Annotated in this window: 18 protein-coding genes; 4 read left to right on the plus strand and 14 right to left on the minus strand. The window is 64.9% G+C overall.

The window, feature by feature from the left end:
* Nucleotides 1-33: 33 nt before the first annotated feature.
* From IWX62_RS16245 to IWX62_RS07720, 14 genes are all read right to left on the minus strand, one after another.
* The gene (locus tag IWX62_RS16245; protein ID WP_333483277.1) at nt 34-744 is read right to left on the minus strand and encodes an FtsB family cell division protein; all 711 of its coding nucleotides are present in this window, start codon (nt 742-744) and stop codon (nt 34-36) included.
* An 82-nt stretch (nt 745-826) separates the two neighbouring features.
* A complete protein-coding gene (eno, locus tag IWX62_RS07660) occupies nt 827-2107 on the minus strand; it encodes a phosphopyruvate hydratase (protein WP_196840773.1) in 1281 nt (426 codons plus the stop codon).
* Nucleotides 2108-2153: 46 nt separating this feature from the next.
* Entirely contained in the window at nt 2154-2936 is a 783-nt protein-coding gene (locus tag IWX62_RS07665; protein ID WP_333483278.1) for a MazG nucleotide pyrophosphohydrolase domain-containing protein, read from the minus strand.
* Nucleotides 2929-4065, minus strand: a complete 1137-nt coding sequence (locus IWX62_RS07670) for an adenosine deaminase (protein WP_196840774.1) — start codon at nt 4063-4065, stop codon at nt 2929-2931. The genes IWX62_RS07665 and IWX62_RS07670 overlap by 8 nt, the downstream gene beginning before the upstream one ends.
* 72 nt (nt 4066-4137) lie before the next feature.
* Nucleotides 4138-4776, minus strand: coding sequence for a DedA family protein (locus IWX62_RS07675; RefSeq protein WP_196840939.1), 639 nt, complete (start codon nt 4774-4776; stop codon nt 4138-4140).
* Between the two features lie 316 nt (nt 4777-5092).
* Nucleotides 5093-6385: a thymidine phosphorylase gene (locus IWX62_RS07680; protein ID WP_196840775.1), complete on the minus strand. Its 1293-nt coding sequence runs from the start codon at nt 6383-6385 to the stop codon at nt 5093-5095.
* Between the two features lie 53 nt (nt 6386-6438).
* Nucleotides 6439-6858, minus strand: coding sequence for a cytidine deaminase (locus tag IWX62_RS07685; protein ID WP_196840776.1), 420 nt, complete (start codon nt 6856-6858; stop codon nt 6439-6441).
* 2 nt (nt 6859-6860) lie between these two features.
* Nucleotides 6861-8147: an ABC transporter permease gene (locus IWX62_RS07690; protein ID WP_196840777.1), complete on the minus strand. Its 1287-nt coding sequence runs from the start codon at nt 8145-8147 to the stop codon at nt 6861-6863.
* Nucleotides 8144-9385 carry an ABC transporter permease gene (locus IWX62_RS07695; RefSeq protein ID WP_196840778.1) on the minus strand — a complete coding sequence of 414 codons (1242 nt, stop codon included), beginning with the start codon at nt 9383-9385 and terminating at the stop codon, nt 8144-8146. Before IWX62_RS07695 ends, IWX62_RS07690 begins: the two co-directional genes overlap by 4 nt.
* Nucleotides 9385-10917, minus strand: coding sequence for an ABC transporter ATP-binding protein (locus tag IWX62_RS07700; protein WP_196840779.1), 1533 nt, complete (start codon nt 10915-10917; stop codon nt 9385-9387). Before IWX62_RS07700 ends, IWX62_RS07695 begins: the two co-directional genes overlap by 1 nt.
* Before the next feature lie 164 nt (nt 10918-11081).
* On the minus strand, nt 11082-12215 hold the full coding sequence (locus tag IWX62_RS07705; RefSeq protein ID WP_442859246.1) for a BMP family lipoprotein: 1134 nt from the start codon (nt 12213-12215) through the stop codon (nt 11082-11084).
* A 191-nt stretch (nt 12216-12406) separates the two neighbouring features.
* The gene (locus tag IWX62_RS07710; RefSeq protein WP_333483279.1) at nt 12407-13471 is read right to left on the minus strand and encodes an LLM class flavin-dependent oxidoreductase; all 1065 of its coding nucleotides are present in this window, start codon (nt 13469-13471) and stop codon (nt 12407-12409) included.
* A gap of 98 nt (nt 13472-13569) precedes the next feature.
* On the minus strand, nt 13570-14784 hold the full coding sequence (locus IWX62_RS07715) for an amidohydrolase (RefSeq protein WP_196840780.1): 1215 nt from the start codon (nt 14782-14784) through the stop codon (nt 13570-13572).
* Nucleotides 14785-14969: 185 nt separating this feature from the next.
* Nucleotides 14970-16109 carry a mannose-1-phosphate guanylyltransferase gene (locus IWX62_RS07720; RefSeq protein ID WP_196840781.1) on the minus strand — a complete coding sequence of 380 codons (1140 nt, stop codon included), beginning with the start codon at nt 16107-16109 and terminating at the stop codon, nt 14970-14972.
* A gap of 252 nt (nt 16110-16361) precedes the next feature.
* On the opposite strand from IWX62_RS07720, the gene sdhC reads away from it, so the two are divergent.
* The 4 genes from sdhC (at nt 16362) to IWX62_RS07740 (ending at nt 19839) form a co-directional block, all read left to right on the plus strand.
* Entirely contained in the window at nt 16362-16739 is a 378-nt protein-coding gene (gene sdhC, locus IWX62_RS07725) for a succinate dehydrogenase, cytochrome b556 subunit (protein WP_196840782.1), read from the plus strand.
* Between the two features lie 3 nt (nt 16740-16742).
* Entirely contained in the window at nt 16743-17210 is a 468-nt protein-coding gene (locus tag IWX62_RS07730; RefSeq protein ID WP_196840783.1) for a succinate dehydrogenase hydrophobic membrane anchor subunit, read from the plus strand.
* Between the two features lie 62 nt (nt 17211-17272).
* A complete protein-coding gene (gene sdhA / locus IWX62_RS07735; RefSeq protein ID WP_196840784.1) occupies nt 17273-19051 on the plus strand; it encodes a succinate dehydrogenase flavoprotein subunit in 1779 nt (592 codons plus the stop codon).
* Nucleotides 19051-19839: a succinate dehydrogenase iron-sulfur subunit gene (locus IWX62_RS07740; RefSeq protein ID WP_196840785.1), complete on the plus strand. Its 789-nt coding sequence runs from the start codon at nt 19051-19053 to the stop codon at nt 19837-19839. The genes sdhA and IWX62_RS07740 overlap by 1 nt, the downstream gene beginning before the upstream one ends.
* The last annotated feature ends 50 nt before the right edge of the window (nt 19840-19889 follow it).

A 19889-nucleotide genomic window follows, 5' to 3' on the forward strand; every position in this document is an offset into this window, starting at 1 on the left:
GCGGGGCGCGGGCGTCCCGGGGTGACCGTGAGGCTAGGAATCGGTTGCCGAACGTTCGATTGAGTCCCACAGCGCGTCGACCCACGGTAGGTCCTGCGGGGCGTCGCCTGAGGATCCCACTGCTTCCTCGCCGGGTGCGGTGTCGCCGACCACCACGTACCGGGTTTCTCCGGGCATGACCAGGAAGATCCGTTCACGGGCCTGTGCCTTGATGTAGGCCGGGTCCTCCCACCGGGCAAGTTGCTGCTGGGACTCGACCTGGGTTTGCTCGAGTGCCGCGATCTCGTCTCGCAGGGTGTTAAGTTCGCCCTGCTGGAGGAGGTAGGTGCGCACTGACGGTGCCAGCAGCACCGTGATGGTCACCAGCACTACGGCCAACGCCAGAAGCCGGCCGGAGAAGGACTTGGCCGGGATCGGCTTGGCATCCTCGGCCGGGACGATGGCTGGCGTTTCCCGCTTGAACGGCTGGCGTGCACGCCGAATGGCTCCGGCCAGCTGCAGCCGTTGCTGGGCCCGCGCTTCGGAGGGAGTCAACGGAGCAGCCGCCGGGGGCACCGCGGTGGCGCGTGGGGCTTTGGCAGGACCGGTGGAGCGTGGGGCTTTGGCAGCACCGGAGGCTGCAGCTTTCGGGGCCGGCCGCACCGGGGGCCGGGCCCGGGGTTCGCGGTGCTGGTCCTCGGATGCTGGGGATAATGGCATCCGAGGACCAGCGCTGCGCGGCACCTTGGGGCGGCGGGTCGACATCCAAACTCCTCTAAATCCTCGGTCAGGGATAAGTGGCCGGTGGGCCATCCCTGTTAACGAGGGTAACCGCCGCTGCTGGTAACTAGGCTGTGAAACGCGGGAAGGCGCCACGTCCTGCGTAGCGTGCGGCGTCGTCGAGCTCTTCCTCGATCCGCAGCAACTGGTTGTACTTGGCGACCCGCTCGGACCGCGCCGGAGCGCCGGTCTTGATTTGCCCGGCGTTGGTTGCCACGCAGATGTCGGCGATGGTGGTGTCCTCGGTTTCACCCGACCGGTGGGAGGTGATGGTCGTGTACCCGGAGCGCTGGGCAAGGGAGATTGCGTCAAGCGTTTCGGTGAGCGTACCGATCTGGTTGACCTTCACAAGCAGCGAGTTGGCGGTGTCGGCGTCGATACCCCGGGCGAGGCGCACCGGGTTGGTGACGAAGAGGTCGTCGCCAACGAGCTGGACCTTTGAACCGATCTGCTCGGTCAATGCCTTCCAGCCCTCCCAGTCCTCCTCATCCAGGGGATCTTCGATGGAGACCAGCGGGTAGTCGCGGACCAGTTCGCCATAGTACGTGTTCATCTCCGCAGTGGTCCGGGCCTTGCCCTCGAAGTGGTACGCGCCGTCGGTGTAGAACTCCGATGCTGCGACATCCAGTGCCAGCGCAATGTCCTTGCCCGGCGTGTAGCCGGCGCGCTTGATGGCGGTGGTGATCAGGTCAAGGGCCGCCCGGTTGGATGGCAGGTTCGGAGCGAATCCGCCCTCGTCGCCGAGTCCGGTGGCCAGGCCCTGCTCCTTGAGCACTGACTTCAGCTCGTGGTACACCTCGACACCCCAGCGGAGGCCTTCGGAGAAGGACTCGGCACCGAGGGGGACAATCATGAACTCCTGGACGTCGACGTCGGAGTCGGCGTGGGAGCCGCCGTTGAGGATGTTCATCAAGGGGACAGGAAGGACATGGGCGTTGGGGCCGCCGAGGTAGCGGTAGAGCGGCAGCTTCGATGATTCGGCGGCGGCGCGGGCGATGGCCAGTGACACGCCCAGCATCGAATTGGCGCCAAGGCTCGACTTGTTCTCGGTGCCGTCAAGGTCGATCATGGCCTGGTCGATGGCTCGCTGGTCGGTCGCGTCGAAACCGAGGAGTGCAGGCTGGATCTGTTCGATCACTGCTTCGACGGCCTGCAGAACGCCCTTGCCGAGGTAGCGTGCCTTGTCGCCGTCCCGGCGTTCGTTGGCTTCGAAAGCACCGGTGGAGGCGCCGGAGGGAACTGCTGCGCGGCCGAACGTGTCGTCGTCGAGCAATACCTCTACCTCAACGGTGGGATTGCCGCGGGAATCAAGGATTTCACGTGCGTGGATGGCGTCAATGATGGCCATGGGAATGCTCCTTCGGTCCGGGGATAGGTAATCGCAATGCGTCCGGTCAGGGCTGACCTGACCGGGTTGGGGTCTCGGTGACGGGGTCTCCCCCAAGCCTAGTGGAAACGGCGGCACCGGCGCCGATCGTGTCCTCGGCTTGCCTGGCCCGCTGCTGGAGCCGGAGCACCGCGGACCGGAGGGCGCGCTCCGGGTCCAGCCCCTCAGCGGTGGCCTGCTGGACCACTGACAACAGCAGGTCGCCGAGGTCCTCCTCGGTGTGCGGCGCGGTGGGCAGGCCAGCGGCCTCCGGCACCGGTTCAGCAGTCCGTCGGAGGGTTTTCGCCGCCAGGGCCAGCGCTGGCAGCTGGGTGGGGATGCCGTGGAACGGGTCGGCGCGCTGCGGTTCTTCGGCACGCTTGACCTGATGCCAGGTGCCGATGATGGACTCGACGGTTGCCGGGAAACTCGCCTGTAGCGTGCCGTCGGGGGTGAAAACGTGAGGGTTGCGCCGGATCATCTTCCGGGTCAGCCCGTCAACCACGGCCGAGAGGTCGAAGCTGCCCTGTTCGCGTTGCAGCTGGGCGTGCAGGACCACCTGCAGGAGGACGTCGCCCAACTCCCCACGCAGGTGGCCGGTCGCTCCGGCCTCCCCCGGATCACCGGCGTCGAAGGCGGCGAGGGCATCGACCAGCTCATAGCATTCCTCCACCAGATACTCGACCAGTGAGGCGTGAGTGAGCGCGCCCATCCACGGGCAGTGTTCCCGCAGTTGGGCCACCACCTCCACCAGCCGGTCCAGCGGATGCTGGCCAGCCGGGGAGGTGGGACCCGGTACTGACTCAGGCATCGGCGCGAAGAAAACCTTCGGTGATGTAGTCGGCCAGGGCCTCACGGTCCTCCAGCGGCAGGAAGGCCGCGTCGACCGCGTTGAGGGTCAGCTGCAACAGGTCATCCATGTCGTAGTCGAAGGTTTCAGTGAGGAGGTCAAACTCATCGGTCAGAGTGACCCCACTCATCAGGCGGTTGTCGGTGTTGACCGTGACCTTGAACCCGAGCTGGAACAGCAGGTCGATAGGGTGGCTGGCGATGTCCCCGCCGAACGCCGCGATCGCACCGGTCTGCAGGTTCGAGGAGGGGCACACCTCAAGGACAATGCCGCGGTCCCGGACCCAGGAGGCCACCTGGCCCAGGGAGACGACGCCGAGTTCCGGCTCGTCGCTCTCGGCGTCGTACTCAATCTCGATGTCCTCGGCGATGCGGACCCCGTGACCGAGGCGGAGCGCGTGCCCGTGCACCAGCGCATCGACGATGCTGTCCAGGCCGGCGGCCTCGCCAGCATGCACTGTGACGGGGAACTGGTGTTCGGCCAGGTAGGTGAAGGCGTCCTTGAACCGGGAGGGCAGGAACCCGTCCTCGGCGCCGGCAATGTCGAAGCCGACGGCGCCCTTGTCGCGGTGCCTGACGGCCAGTTCGGCGATTTCCTGGCCGCGGTCGGCGTGCCGCATGGCGGTAATCAGTTGACCCACCTGGATGGCCCTGCCCCCGGCGACGACGGCGTCGACTCCCTCGTCGAGGCCCTGCTGGACCGCCTCAACTGCGTCGTCGAGGCTCAGACCCTGGGTGAGGTGCTGTTCCGGCGCCCAGCGCACTTCGCCGTAGACAACGCCGTCGTCGGCAAGGTCCTCCACGAATTCGCGGGCTACCCGGATCAGGCCGTCACGGGTCTGCATCACGGCGATGGTGTGGTCGAAAGTCTCAAGGTAGCGGACCAGCGAGCCGGAGTTGGCTGATTCGCGGAACCATTCGCCCAGGGCCACGGCGTCGGTGGAGGGCAGCGGGTGGCCCACCGCTTCGGCTAGCTCGATGATGGTGGACGGGCGCAGACCGCCGTCGAGATGGTCATGCAGGGACACCTTGGGCAGGCTCCGCAGGTCGAAGGAAAGGTCGGTCGCTGGGGAGATGATTGGCTCAGTCACTTCACTTACCTTACGCGAGGTGTGGTGCCGGTCCTACTGGTGGGAGACACAATTATCGGCTGTCCGAGTGGCCTATGGGCTGTCCGAGTGGACCCGGGTTTGCTCGGGACGCATCGGCGTTGAGCCACGGACGGCGGCAATGATCCGGTCTACGACGATCCCAAGAATCACGGCGATCCCGATGGCCACCATTACTCCGAGCAGATGATTGTGCTCAAACCAGGCGCCGGCGACGACGCCGATGCCTACTGAGTAGGTCGACCACACCACAGCAGAGAGGGCGGTCAACGCGACGAAGCGTCGGCGTGAGTACCCGGTCGCACCGGCCGTGAGATTGACGGCGACGCGTCCGATCGGGATGAACCGGGCCACGAGAATCAGCGACGCGGCACGTTTCTGCAGTTCATACCCAGCCCACCCGAACGAGCGTTGCATTCGGGCCGATCGCATCCAGCGGAACCTGTGGATGCCGATCGCCCGTCCCATCGCATAGGCAATGTTGTCGCCGATGAATGCCCCAAGGCACGCAGCGATGATCAGGAACCACGGGTTGGGGACACCCTGGGTGAGGACGAGGGAGGCGAGGCCCACCACCACCGATTCGCTGGGGAAAGGGGGAAAGAACCCGTCGACGGTGCAGCAGATGAACACCAGGAGATAGACCCAGGGTAGCTCCGCGGTGCTGAGGATGAAGGTGCTGACCGCGTTCAGGGCTGTGATGACCGAGTCCACGTGTGGCCCACCCCCTTCATCCCGCTCGCTGGCTGTTCGACAGTTCTCACGATGCCATCCGGCGGGGGTCGCCACCATGGGTGGTGACCCTGACCCAACCCCTGTTTACGCGACGTAGGCGGTGGGTTGGGTCAGTGCCGGAGTGTTCGGTCGCTGTGATAATCCAACGTTAGGGTGCCGCGGGTAGGCGCCGCGTCGACCGTTCGGCTGATCTTTGCGCCGCCCGCGTCCACCCATAGGGGGACCTGGGTGGGGGAACAGGCGGCGCGGCGTCAGGGTGGGTAGGGCTTCGGGGTTAGGCTTCGGCGATCCGGTCCAGGATGAGCTGCGCGGCGGGCCGGGATCCTTCGGGGGCGATGACGACGGCGCCCTCCAGCGCCTCGCGTGCCCGTCCGAATTTCTCTGGCGTATCGGTGAGCAGGGTCATCAGTGGCTCCCCCGCGCGCACCAACGCACCGGGCTTGGCGTGCATCCGGATTCCCGCTCCGGCCTGGACAGCGTCTTCCTTGCGCGCACGCCCCGCTCCGAGGCGCCACGCGGCAATGCCGACGGACAGGGCATCGAGTTCCACCAGCACGCCATCGGCTGGCGCGTACACGGTTTCCGATTCCCTGGCGACGGGAAGCTCCGCGCGCGGGTCTCCGCCCTGGGCTTCGATCATGGCGTTCCAGACGTCCATGGCTCGTCCGTCCTTGAGTGCTGCTGCCGGGTCAGCGTCCCGGACCCCGGCGCAGGCGAGCATTTCCTCGGCCAGCCTGACGGTCAGCTCCACCACGTCCTGCGGACCGCCGCCGGCGAGCACCTCAACCGATTCCTGCACCTCAATGGCGTTACCGGCGGTAAGACCCAGCGGTGTCGCCATATTGGTGAGCAGGGCAACAGTGTTGACTCCCGCGTCGAGGCCAAGCGCCACCATGGTGCTGGCCAGCTCGCGGGCCTGGTCAAGGTTCTTCATGAACGCGCCGCTGCCCACCTTGACGTCGAGGACCAGCGAGCCGGTGCCCTCGGCGATCTTCTTGCTCATGATGGACGAAGCGATCAACGGGATGGCTTCGACGGTGCCGGTGACGTCACGGAGCGCGTACAGCTTTTTGTCGGCCGGGGCGAGGCCCGCACCGGCAGCGCAGATCACCGCTCCGACGTCAGCCAACTGTCGCATCATCTCGTCGTTGCTGAGGTCCGCGCGCCAGCCGGGGATGGACTCCAGCTTGTCCAGCGTGCCGCCGGTGTGGCCGAGGCCCCGCCCCGACAGTTGCGGGACGGCAACACCAAAGACCGCCACCAGGGGTGCCAGGGGCAGAGTGATCTTGTCGCCCACTCCCCCGGTCGAGTGCTTATCGCTGGTGGCCTTGCCCAGGGACGAGAAGTCCATGCGCTCGCCCGAGGCGATCATCGCCGTCGTCCATCGGCTGATCTCGGCGCGGTCCATCCCGTTGAGCAGGATCGCCATGTTGAGGGCGGCCATCTGCTCATCAGCGATGGCGCCGCGGGTGTAGGCGTCGATGGTCCAGTCGATTTGCTCCGGGCTGAGGGTACCGTTGTCCCTTTTGACGCGGATGATGTCGACGGCGTCGAACTGCTCAGACATGTACTGGGTGTCCTTTACTTCGTGGCTTCGAACTGGGCTGCACAGGGAGCGCCCTAGTGGTTGTCGGGGAGGTGCTCGGGCCCGAAGGCGTCGGGCAGCACTTCGTCCATGGTTTTGATGCCGCTGACCGTGAGGAGCACCATGCCGGGGGCGCGGAACTCGTACAGCAGCTGACGGCACCGGCCGCACGGCATCAGGGTGTTGCCGTTGCCGTCAACGCAACTGAACGCGACAAGCTTCCCGCCGCCGGTCATCTGCAACTGGCTCACCAGGGAACACTCGGCGCACAGCGTCAGCCCGTAGGAGGCGTTCTCCACATTGCACCCGGAGACTACCCGGCCGTCGTCGGTCAGCGCTGCGGCGCCGACCGGGAACTTCGAGTACGGCACGTAGGCATGGCGCATCGCCTCGGTGGCGGCGGCGGTGAGCTGCTCCCAGGGAATCTGGTCGCGCTCGGTGGGGACGGCGGTCATGGCTACTCCTTGATGTATGGGGTGCCGCCGGCAGCGGGTGGCCGCGAACGACCGACCAGTCCGGCGACGGCGAGGATGGTGACGACGTACGGAAGCATGGCCATGAATTGGCTCGGTACCGAGGTCCCCACGATGGAGAGCACGTACTGCAGGTTGGTGAAGAAGCCGAACAGGAGAGCTGCGAAGAACGCTCCGATCGGGTTCCAGCGCCCGAAGATCAGTGCCGCAAGGGCAATATAGCCTGCACCGGCGGTCATGTCCCGGGAGAAGGAACTCACCGAGACGAGGGTGAAGAAGGCGCCACCGAAGCCGGCGACAGCGCCGCCGAGCAGGACATTCCAGAACCGGGTCGCGTTGACCTTGATCCCCATGGTGTCGGCGGCCTGCGGGTGCTCGCCGACGGCCCTGACCCGCAGCCCCCACTTGGTGTGGAACAGACCCACGTAGATAACGATGACAGCGATGTACATCAGGTAGCCGACGATGCTCTGCCTGAAGAGGATTCCACCGATGATGGGCAGATCGGACAGGAGCGGGATGCTGATCACCGGCAGGCTGGGCGGGGAGTTGAACGTGGCCGGGTCACGGTTCAGGAGCGTCGAGGCGAGGAACCCGGTCAGCCCGGATACCAGCACGTTCAGCACCACGCCGACAATGATCTGGTTGACGTAGTACTTGATGCTGAAGACGGCGAGCACCACCGAAACCAGGGTGCCGGCGAAGGCTGCGGCGATCAGACCGACGTAGGCGTTCCCGGAAATCGAGGCTGCCACGGCTGCAGCGAATGCGCCGGAGAGCAGCTGCCCTTCGATGGCGATGTTCACCACGCCGACCCGCTCGCACAGCACGCCGGAGAGCGAACCGAAGATCAGGGGAATCGCGAGGGTGACTGATCCGGCGATGAGTCCGGACAGGGAGATGCTGGGGGTGTTGGCGCTGGCCACCACCCAGGTAAGGAAGGCGACCATGAACAGCACGCCATAGATGATCGGGATCCACCGGTTCACCGGGCGGCCGTTCCTCACCTGCAGGAACGCATACACCGCAATGAGGGTGAGTACGACGGCGGTGAACCAGCCGACTCCCGCTGCGGGAAGTGCCACGTCCGCGAGCCGGAACCGGTCCGAGTCGTTGGAGACACGGAAAACTGCCGTCTGCGATGGACTGCCCAGGGCGAAGACGAACAGCGCGACGAGGGCACCAATGCCGAAGCCGATAGGCGCCTTCCAGTTCTTCACTGTCGCGGTCCGGGCCGGGCCCTCAGGCCGCGTGTCTGTTGCAACGCTCACGCCACTCCTCCAGCTGCCGTCGTGGTGGTGATGTCCGCCGGGGACTGATCGGGTTTGTTGGTCTTCTTCTTTTTCTGGTCAATCCTGAAGATCGCTTTGACCAGGGGTGGTGCGGCGATGAACAGCACAATCAGTGACTGCACCACCAGCACAATGTCGATCGGCGTGCCGGTCTGGGTTTGCATCTGGACACCGCCGGCGCGGAAGGCACCGAACAGCAGCCCGGCGAAGAACACGCCCCAGGGGTGCGACCGGCCCAGCAGGGCGACGGTGATGGCGTCGAAACCGAAGCTCGCCGCGATGCCGCCGGTGAGGACCTTCTCGGTCCCGGCGACCTGCGCCACCCCGGCAAGGCCAGCAAGTCCGCCGGCAATCATCATGACGACGACGTAGCCCTTGGTGACACTGATCCCGGCAGTGCGTGCCGCGTTGGGGTTGGCGCCGACAGCTCTGAGCTCGAACCCGGTTGTCGAACGGTTCAGCAACCACCACACGCCGTAGGTTGCTGCGACTGCCACCAGGAAGCCCAGGTGCAGGCGGAAACCGGAGCCCAGGAGCAGCGGGAACAAGGCCGAATCGTCGAGCCGCGGGCTGATCGGGTTCGACGAGCCGGGGTTCTGGAACGCCGGGGTGAACAGGAGGTAGGCCACCAGGTAGACGGCCACATAGTTGAGCATGATCGTCACGATCACCTCGTGGGCCCCGGTGCGTGCCTTGAGAATGCCGGGGATGAAGCCCCAGAGCGCACCGCCGAGGAACCCGGCGAGCACAGCAATGAGGAGGTGGATGCCCGGCGGCAGGTCGAGGGTGAATCCGACCCAGGCGGCGAAGGTTGCGCCGAGGATGATCTGCCCCTGGGCGCCGATGTTGAACAGGCCGGTGCGGAACGCGATGGCGACACCGAGGCCCGCCAGGATGAGCGGGGTGGCGACGGTGAGCGTCTCAGTGAACGGGCGGAACGCCTGCGCAATGGTGTCGGCACCCGGGTTGAAGACGGCACCCTGGAACAGGGCGATGTACGCGCCGCTGGCTGCTTCCCAGGCGGCGGACAGCATGTCTCCGGGCCGGCTGAAGAAGTACGACGACGTCTCGGCAACCTGCTCGTCGGTGACGGCGATCAGGAGACCGCCCAACACCATGGACAGCACCACGGCCAGCAACGCCACCAGAGAGCTTCCGCCCATGATCCGGTGCAGTACGCTGCGGGAGCCTTCTCCCTGCTGCAGCTGTGAACTCATTATTTCTCCTCCGCGGACTGGCCCAGGGCCTCGTCCGCCGTCATTCCGGCCATCATCAATCCAAGGACGTCGCGGGTGGTGTTCCCGGGGACCACACCCATCAGTTTCCCGCGGTGCAGCACGGCAATCCGGTCGGCCAGCTCACTGATTTCGTCCAGTTCAGTCGAGACGATCATGACTGGCGTGCCGCCGTCGCGCTCCTGAACGATGCGTTTGTGCAGGAACTCGATGGAGCCGACGTCGACCCCGCGGGTCGGCTGCGAGGCGATGAACAGGTTCAGTGGCCGGGACAGTTCGCGGGCCAGCACCACCTTCTGCTGGTTGCCGCCCGACAGTGTGCCGACAGCCGATTCAGGCGACTGGGTGCGCACGTCATACTCGGCGATTTTCGCTGTCGCGTTGGCGAGGACCACCGAGGGCTTCATGGCCACGCCCTTGGCGAAGGGCGGCTCGTTGTACCAGTTGAGGATCAGGTTCTCGGCAACCGAGAAGGTGCCGACGAGCCCGTCGACCTTCCGGTCCTCGGGAACAAAACCGACACCCTGCCGGATCACCTCTTTGGCCTTCATCCCGATCAGCTCGGTGCCCTTCAGGGTGATTGATCCGCTGGTATGGGGCTGCAGGCCCAGGATGGCTTCGGTCAGTTCGGTTTGACCGTTGCCCTGGACACCGGCGACGGCGAGGATCTCGCCCTGGGCAATGTCGAAGGTGACGTCGTCGACCAGGCGTTGCCCGGTGGCGGAGAGCACGGTGAGGTTCTTGACCTGGAAGGTACGCTCCCCCGGCTGCGCGGGCGCCTTGTTCAGGCTCAGGCTCACCTGTCGGCCCACCATCATGTTAGCCAGATCGGTGGTGCTGGTGGCGGGATCAACGCTGCCGACCACGGCGCCGCGGCGGATCACGGTGATCACATCGGATACGGCGCGGACCTCCCGCAGTTTGTGGGAGATGAAAACGATTGCCGTACCGGCAGCCTTGAGCTGGCCAATGATGTCGATGAGTTCGTCGGTTTCCTGCGGGGTCAGGACGGCGGTGGGCTCGTCCAGGATCAGGACACTGGCGTTACGGACCAGCGCCTTGATAATTTCGACCCGCTGCTGCACTCCGACCGGGAGGTCTTCGATCAGGGCGTCAGGATCGACGTCGAACCCATACCGGTCGGAGATGGCCCGTATTTTGGCGCGGGTTTTTTCGAGGTCAAGGAGGCCGCCGGCGCGGGTGAACTCGTCACCGAGCGCAACGTTTTCAGCGACGGTGAAGACGGGGATGAGCATGAAGTGCTGGTGCACCATGCCGATCCCTGCTGCCATGGCGTCGCCGGGGCCTCTGAAGGTGACGGGCTTGCCGTCGAGCAGGATGCTGCCCTCGGTGGGTTCATACAGTCCGTAGAGGACGTTCATGAGCGTGGATTTGCCTGCGCCGTTCTCGCCGAGCAGACAGTGCACTTCGCCAGGCTTGACGATGAGGTCGATGGAGTCGTTCGCCACCAGGGTGCCAAACCTCTTTGTTATTCCCTGCAGTTCGAGCAACAACGGACTCCAACCACCTGTTCTGGATCGGGACCACTACAACGGCAATGGCCGGTGGGAGGTCGATAAGATTCTTTGCTGGACACCAGCCTAAACGCAAAACGCGCCGCCAGCCCCGTGTGCGGATATACCCTCACGCGGGGCGGCGGCGCGTTATGCCAGAGCTGTTACTGCTGTGGGCTGGCGTCAGATTCCACAGTGATGTCGCCCGAGATGATGCCAGCCTGGATTTCTTCCAGTTCAGCCTTCAGCTCGTCGGAGACTGACTCCTCCTGGTCGTGGAATGGCGCGAGCGCTACTCCACCGTTTTCCAGGGTCCCCACGTACGGCGCGTTGTCGAAGTTGCCGTCGACGTCGGTGCTGATGACCTCTTCGACTGCTTCGCCCATCAGCTTCATGACGGAGGTCAGGATGAACTCGTTGCCTGCGTTGACGGTCAGGAACCCGTCGGAGTCAACCCAGATGACCTTGGCGTTGGCGCCGTCGGCGTTGGCTTCCTCGACTGCTTCGATGGTGCCAACGCCCACTGGGCCGGCGACCGGCATGATGATGTCGGCGCCTTCGTTGATGAAGTTTTCGGTGTTGGTTTTTCCGTTGGCGAGTGACTCGAAGTCGCCGGTGAAGGTGCCGGTCTGGGCTTCCTTGTCCCAGCCGAGCAGCTCGACGTCGGCGTCCTTCTGCTCGTTGTAGTAAGCGACGCCGTCGGCGAAGCCGTCCATGAAAATGGTGACGGTGGGGATCTGGATGCCACCGTAGGTGGCAACGGTGCCGGTTTCGGTGGTGCCTGCTGCGGCGTAGCCTGCCAGGAACGCGGCCTGGGCCGTGTCATAGATGATCGGCTTGACGTTCGGAAGGTCGACCTGGTTGTCATCGACGATGGCGAAGTTGGTGTCAGGGTTGGCTTCGGCTGCTTCGGCGGTGGTTGCCGAAAGCAGGAAACCGACGGTGACTATCAGGTCGCAACCGCTGGTGACCATCGAGTTGACGTTGGGGCCGAAGTCGGTCTCAGCCTGGGATTCGGCTTCGCGAACCTCAATGCCGAGGTTCTCCTGGGCCGCGGTGATTCCCTCGTAGCTGGACTGGTTGAACGACTGGTCGTCGAATCCACCGGAGTCGGAGACGATGCAGCCGGTGTAGTCGACCGTCGCTTCGGTCGCTCCGCCGCTGGCATCCGATGAGCCTGCTGGCTCCTCTGGCGCCGCGCCGCAACCGGCGAGCAGCAGAGCGGAGACACCGAGCATCGCGGCTGACAGAGCCGTTTTGTTGTTGAGGCGCGTAGTGGTGCGCTGTGAGTTCTTCAAAATTCCTCCAGAAAGAAATGAGCCCCACGGCTGAAGATCTCAGTGAGTGACCGCCACTGACGCACGGGCGTGCGCAAGGCTCTGTTTTCACTGATTTTTCGTAGGCACTGGGCCGCGCCGCGGGCCGGCACGATATGAAGATACTCTAGCGGCGCCCCCGCCCCAGCTCCTACCAAATCAGGCGACGAAGATCACATTGTTCGGGATTTGTTACCAAGCGGTATTCCGTTGGAAACGTCATCCGCCCAGGCGGCACCCAACGCTTCCAGCGACGCGGCCCGGGAGGCGACGTCGTACGTGGTTCCGGTGATCATCACTTCGTTGACGCCGGTCTGCCGAACCAGGGCATCCAGGCGCTCCACTACCTGGGCCGGCGTCCCCACCGCCTTAATGGCGGGCAGGTGCTCAAGCACCATCAATTCCTGGTCGGTGAGCTGCCGCGCCGCAGCGTCTTCTGGGGAGACGATGGGGCCCAGTCGGCCCGAGCGGAGCGCCAACGCCATGATCCGGGCCGGACCGGCAAGGTAGTTGGCTTCTTCCTCGGTGACGGCGGTGAACGCCGAGGTGGCCAGCATGGCGTGCGGTTCGTCGAGCACCGGCGACGCCTGGAAGTTGGACCGGTAGAGGTTCATGATCGCCGCCGGGTCCTCGTTGCCGAAGTGGTGGGCGTAGCTATACCGCACGCCGAGCATCCCGGCGAGCTGCGCCGAGTAGCCACTGGAACCGAGCAACCAGACCTCGGGGAAGCTGGTGGCCGAGGGGGTGGCGACCAGGTTGAGCGCCTTTTCCGGGGACCGGTGGTCGCCGAGGAGTGACATGACCTGGAGGACGTGCTGGGGGAACTCTTCGACTCCCAGGCCCCCGGCTTGCCGCCGGAGTGCCATGGCGGTGGCCTGATCGGTGCCGGGAGCTCTGCCGATACCGAGGTCGATCCGGTCCGGGTACAACGCTTCGAGCAAGGCGAACTGTTCAGCGACCACAAACGGTGCGTGGTTGGGGAGCATCACTCCCCCGGAGCCGAGCCTGATGCGCTCGGTCTTGGACGCCAGGTGAGCCATCAGCACCGGCGGTGAGGTGGAGGCGACGGCGGGCATGTTGTGGTGCTCGGCAACCCAGAAGCGCCTGAAACCCAGCCGGTCGGCTGCCTGCGCGAGGGTGGTGCTGTCGGCGAGCGCCTGCCCGGAGGACTTTCCGACGCCGACGGTGGCGAGGTCGAGGACTGACAGGGGCGGACGGGTCTTCACTGATGTGCTCACAAGGGAGGTAACCGGCCGGGTGCTGGCTCTATTCCATCCCCAGCGTCCCCGGTCCGTCTCCCCCCGGCCACCCCTTGGGTTTGAGTCAAGCCCGGGGGCTAGTACCTGACGCCGCGGATGGCACGGAGCGCGGCGTTGGCCATCACCCGGACGCCGCAGCTGATGGCGTGTTCGTCGGGGTTGTAGTCGCCGCGGTGCAGGTCGTACGTTTCGCCGCCGTGGGTTCGGGTGCCGAGCCGCATCATGGCACCGGGAACCTCCTGGGTCATCCACGCGAAATCCTCCCCGCCCATGGACTGGGGGGTGAGGACGACGGCGTCGGGGCCCAGTTCGGCGCGGGCCGCCGCTTCGAGCAACCCGGTTTCGGCCTCGGTGTTGATCACCGGGGGCACTCCACGGGTGTGCTCAAGGTGGACGTCGACGCCGAAGGGCGCGGCAATCTGGCGGACCGTGCTGTCGAGCAGATCCCCCGCGGCTTCCCAGGCCTCGCCGTCGAGGCAGCGCATGGTTCCGGACATGAACCCGTGCCCGGGGATCGCGTTGGGGGCGCTGCCGGCATGGATCTGACCCCAGACCACCGATACGGCGCTACGGACATCTATCCTGCGCGACAGCACCGCCGGAACGTTCACCGCAATGTTTGCCAGCGCAAAAACCAGGTCTTCGGTGAGATGCGGGCGCGAGGTGTGGCCGCCGCGGCCGGTCAACTCGACCCGGACGGTATCGGAAGCCGAGGTGATCGCACCGATCCGGGTACCCACGAGGCCGACGTCGATGTGCGGGTCGCAGTGCAGCGCGAGGATCCGGGGTACATCGGTGAGCACTCCCTGCTCGATCACCTCGAGGGCACCGCCGGGCATCATTTCCTCGGCGGGCTGGAAGATCACCCGGATGCGCCCACCCAGCGGTTCGTCGTCGTTCATCCTGGCGAGCACCAGCGCCACACCAAGCATCACCGTCGCGTGGATATCGTGCCCGCAGGCATGCGCAATTCCCGTCGACGCCGAGGCATAGGGTAGGCCGGTCTCTTCGAGGACAGGCAGGGCATCGATGTCCGCGCGCAGCCCCAACCGGATGGGCCCCGCGCCGATGTCGACGAACAATCCCGTATATTCGAGTCGCTGCGGGCTCAGACCAGCTGCTTCGAGGCGCTCAACCAGCTGGTCGGTGGTGCGGTATTCCTTGTGGGAGAGCTCAGGATGCGTGTGCAGATCCCTCCTGAACCGGGTCAGTTCCTCAAGCAGGGGGGCAAGGAACACGCCGACAGGCGGTATGACTGAGGGAACGGTTGGCGCACTGCGATTGGTCTGCACCCCTCCAGCCTAGCCACCGCGGGTCATCACCAGAGAACTGTGCTGCAGCATGAAGCGCCCGGGCACCCTCCCACCCGTCGCCGAAGCGCGAGGTGTGGGAGGTTCAGCGCCGTCGAGCCCGCCATACCTCGCCCTTCGGCGAAGGGGGAGGTTGGGTTCGGGAGGGGGAAGAGGAGACGGGAGAGCTAGAGGACGTCGAGCTCTCCGCTGGCCCTGAGGTGCTCGACTGCCTTCTTGACTTCCTGGGCGTGCTCCTTGGTGGTCACGAGCAGTGCGTCGGGGGTGTCAACGATCACGACGTCGTCGATCCCGATCAGGGCAATCACCCGCTTGGTGTCCGACACAACGATCCCGGACGCGTTGTCGGAGAACACCCGCGCACCCTCTCCCATCACCGTCAGCTTGCTGTTCTCGATGGCGGGGTTCAGCCGACCGATGGCGGCAAAATCGCCGACGTCGTCCCAGCTGAAGTTACCGGGAATCATGGCGACGTCGCCGGCGGCCGCTGCAGGTTCGGCAACCGCGTAGTCAATGGCGATCTTCGGCAGGGTCGGCCAGACCCGGCGGGCCACCTCCACCCGGGCGGGGGTGTCCCACGCCTTGGCGATCTCGGTCAGGCCGGCGTACAGCTCTGGCTCGTTGGCTTCGAGGTGGCGGAGCATCAGGGCCACCGGCGCGACGAACATGCCGGCGTTCCAGCTGTAGTTGCCGGTCTCAAGGTAGCCGCGGGCTACCTCCTCGGACGGTTTTTCAACGAATTCGATCACTGCGTGGGCGCTCGGGGCACCCTCGATGTCGAGTTTTTCACCGGCCCGGATGTAACCGAAGCCGGTGGCGGGAAGGGTGGGCTGGATCCCGATCGTGACGATATATCCCTGCGCCGCTGTATGGATGGCCTCGCGGACTGCATCCTGGAACACCTCGACCGGGGTGATGACCTGATCGGCGGCGAAGGAGCCCATGATGATCTCAGGGTCGCGCTGGTAAAGGATCGCAGCGGCAAGCCCGATGGCGGCAGCCGAGTCCTTCGGTTCGCTCTCAAGAACCAGGTTGGCGTCCTGGATCTCCGGGATCTGCTTCAGGACCGCCCGCCGGTGCACCTTGCCGGTAACCACCATGATGCGGTCGCCGCTGAGCGGTCCCAGCCGGTCATAGGTGGCACGGATCAGCGTGCTCCCGGACCCGGTCAGGTCATGCAGGAACTTCGGGGCGGCGGCGCGGGACAACGGCCAGAGGCGCGTTCCCACCCCGCCGGCGGGGATCACGCCGTAGAAACGCTCAAGCGCCTCATGCGAGTTCTGGGCACCAGCCCTATGCGTAGTCATCGCCTCCACGTTAGTGCACAACCCGGAATAATCGCTGGTAGGCCGTGTGGTGGGTGCAGTTCGGCGGCCGCGGACGGTCCCGCCTGAAGCGTCACCGTGGCGGCTGTTAAGAATGTCACAGCGTAGGGAAGCCTAAATTGAACCCACGGGTGACGGAGCCTACATTAGGATCAAGTGAAGAGTGCTTTCGCACCGGCGTCTACCTGCGTGGCAGACACGCAAACGCCGGGCGTTGCAGGGGAGGTTATTTCAGTGTCGAAGACACCAGCAGGCACCCTTTATCGCGGCCGTGAAGGCATGTGGTCCTGGGTAGCCCATCGTATTACCGGAGTAGTGATCTTCTTCTTCCTCCTGGTCCATGTGCTCGACACCTCGTTGGTGCGCGTGTCCCCCGAGGCTTATGACGCAGTGATCGAATCCTACAAAAACCCCATCATGGGCCTGGGTGAACTCGGCCTGGTGGCAGCGATCGTTTTCCACGCGTTCAACGGACTGCGTGTCATCCTGATCGACTTCTGGAAAAAGGGCCCCAAGTACCAGCGCCAGCTGCTGTGGGGCGTCGTCGGGCTGTGGGTTGTCACCATGGTTGCGTTTTCCATCCGTCATCTCGCGGTTGTCTTCGGAGGTTAAGCCATGACCAACCCAGTAATTGAAAGCCCCCGCTCGGGACGCGTTGCGCCGGAGTACACGCGCAGCGGCGCCAGCAAGGGCAACTTTGAAATGTTGGCCTGGCTGTTCATGCGGGTCTCGGGCATCATCCTGGTGGTGCTGATTTTCGTTCACCTCTGGACGTCCCTGATCGACGGCGACGGCATCAAAGGCGTCGACTTCGGCTTTGTGGCAGGCAAGTGGGCGGACCCGGTCTGGCAGATCTGGGACCTCGTCATGCTGTGGCTGGCCATGCTGCACGGTACCAACGGCATCCGGACCATCATCAACGACTACGCCGAGAAGGACTCCACCCGGTTCTGGCTCAAGAGCGTGCTTTACGCCTCCACCGTCGTGATCATCGTGCTCGGTACCCTCGTGATCTTCACCTTCGATCCGTGCCCAGTGATCGACGGCGTGGCGCACGTAGCGCCATACTGCCCGGCCCTGTAGGGCCAGCGACGCATCCGGCCGCCGGCGCGGCCAGCCCGGTTACAACAGAAAGAGCAACACGTATGCAGGTCCACAAGTACGACGTCGTCATCGTGGGTGCCGGCGGCGCCGGTATGCGCGCCGCCATCGAATCCGGTCAGCGCGCGCGGACGGCAGTACTGACCAAGCTGTACCCCACCCGCTCCCACACCGGCGCGGCGCAGGGCGGCATGTGCGCGGCTCTGGCGAATGTCGAGGAAGACAACTGGGAGTGGCACACCTTTGACACGGTCAAGGGCGGTGACTACCTGGTGGATCAGGACGCCGCGGAGGTAATGGCCAAGGAAGCCATCGACGCAGTACTTGATCTTGAGAAGATGGGCCTGCCGTTCAACCGCACGCCCGAGGGCCGCATTGACCAGCGCCGCTTCGGTGGCCACACCCGCGACCATGGCAAGGCCCCGGTGCGCCGCTCCTGCTACGCCGCGGACCGCACCGGCCACATGATCCTGCAGACCCTGTACCAAAACTGCGTGAAGCACAACGTCGAGTTCTACAACGAGTACTACGTGCTCGACCTCCTCACTGTGCAGGAGGAGGTGACCGTCGACGGCGTCACCAAGTTGCAGACCCGGGTGGCCGGAGTGGTCTCCTACGATCTGGCCACAGGCGAGTTGCACGTCTTCCAGGCCAAGTCGATCATCTTCGCCTCCGGTGGAGTCGGAAAGGTCTACAAGACCACCTCCAACGCCCACACCCTGACCGGCGATGGAATGGGTATCGCGTTCCGCCGGGGCATCCCCCTGGAGGACATGGAATTCTTCCAGTTCCACCCGACCGGTCTGGCTGGCCTGGGCATCCTGCTTTCCGAGGCAGCCCGCGGTGAGGGAGCGATCCTGCGTAACTCCGAGGGCGAGCGGTTCATGGAGCGCTATGCTCCGACCATCAAGGACCTGGCCCCCCGGGACATCGTGGCCCGCTCCATGGCCAACGAGGTGCGGGAAGGCCGCGGTTGCGGGCCCAACAAGGATTATGTCCTGTTGGACCTCACCCACCTTGAGCCGGCGCACATTGATGCCAAGCTGCCTGACATCACCGAGTTTGCGCGGACCTACCTCGGCGTTGAGCCGTACACCGAGCCGGTGCCCGTCTTCCCGACCGCCCACTACGCCATGGGCGGCATCCCCACCAACATCAAGGCCGAGGTCCTGCAGGACAACGACACCGTGGTGCCGGGCCTGTACGCCGCCGGCGAGGTGGCCTGCGTGTCGGTGCACGGCTCCAACCGGCTGGGCACCAACTCGCTCCTCGACATCAACGTGTTCGGCAAGCGGGCTGGCATCTACGCAGCCGAGTACGCGTTGACCGCCGACTTCGTGGACATTCCCGAGCACCCGCTCGTCGAGACCGAGTCGCTGCTCGACACCATGCGCAGCTCCGAGGGTGGCGAGCGGGTGGCGCAGATCCGCAAGGAACTGCAGGACATCATGGACGCCAACGTCCAGGTGTTCCGCACCGAGCAGACTCTGCTCGAAGCACTGAGCGTTATTGATGGCCTCGAGGAGCGGTACAAGCATGTGACCGTCCAGGACAAGGGAAAGCGTTTCAACCTCGACCTGCTGGAAGCCGTTGAACTCGGGTTCCTGCTCGACATGGCCAAGGTCATGACCGCTGCCGCCCTGCACCGGAAGGAATCCCGCGGAGGACACTTCCGTGAGGACTACCCCGAGCGGGACGATGAGAACTACCTGACCCACTCGATGGCCTACCTGGATCCAACGGCCACCGAAACCTCCGGCGTGCGTCTGAAGACCAAGCCGGTTGTGTTTACCCGTTACCAGCCCATGGAGCGTAAGTACTGATGAGCACTGAAACAGTCGAAAGAGAACCAGCCTCCAAGATTGACCTGGCACCCGGGATTGGCGGCGGCGGGGAAATCCCGACGTTCGACATCACGCTGAAGGTCCGCCGGTATAACCCGGAGGTTTCGGACGAGGTCTACTGGGATGAGTGGAAGCTGACCATGTACGGCACCGACCGCGTGCTCGATGCCCTGCACAAGGTCAAATGGGAGCACGACGGCACTGTCACGTTCCGGCGTTCCTGCGCCCACGGTGTCTGCGGTTCTGACGCGATGCGGATCAACGGCCGTAACCGGCTGGCATGCAAGACCCTGCTGAAGGACCTGGACACGTCGAAGCCCATCCTGGTGGAGCCCATCAAGGGCCTCCCCGTGGAGAAGGACCTCATCGTGGACATGGAGCCGTTCTTCCAGTCCTTCCGCGAGGTGATGCCGTTTCTGGTCAACCGCGGCCACGAGCCCACCAAGGAGCGCTTGCAGTCCTCCGAGGAGCGGGAGCGCTTCGATGACACCACCAAGTGCATCCTCTGCGCCGCCTGCACCTCGTCCTGCCCCGTCTTCTGGACCGACGGACAGTACTTCGGTCCCGCGGCGATCGTCAACGCACACCGGTTCATCTTTGACTCCCGCGACGACGCCGGCGACATGCGCCTGGAGATCCTCAACGACAAGGAGGGCGTGTGGCGTTGCCGCACCACCTTCAACTGTTCGGAAGCCTGCCCCCGCGGGATCCAGGTCACCAAGGCCATCGCCGAGGTCAAGCAGGCCATCCTGAGCCGCAAGATCTAGCTTCACCTAGTCCCGTCCCGCAGTATGCGGGAATGGACGACGTCGGCCCG

Origin of the sequence: Arthrobacter sp. CAN_A1, assembly GCF_015751665.1 — a bacterium.
Classification (GTDB): Bacteria; Actinomycetota; Actinomycetes; order Actinomycetales; family Micrococcaceae; genus Arthrobacter_D.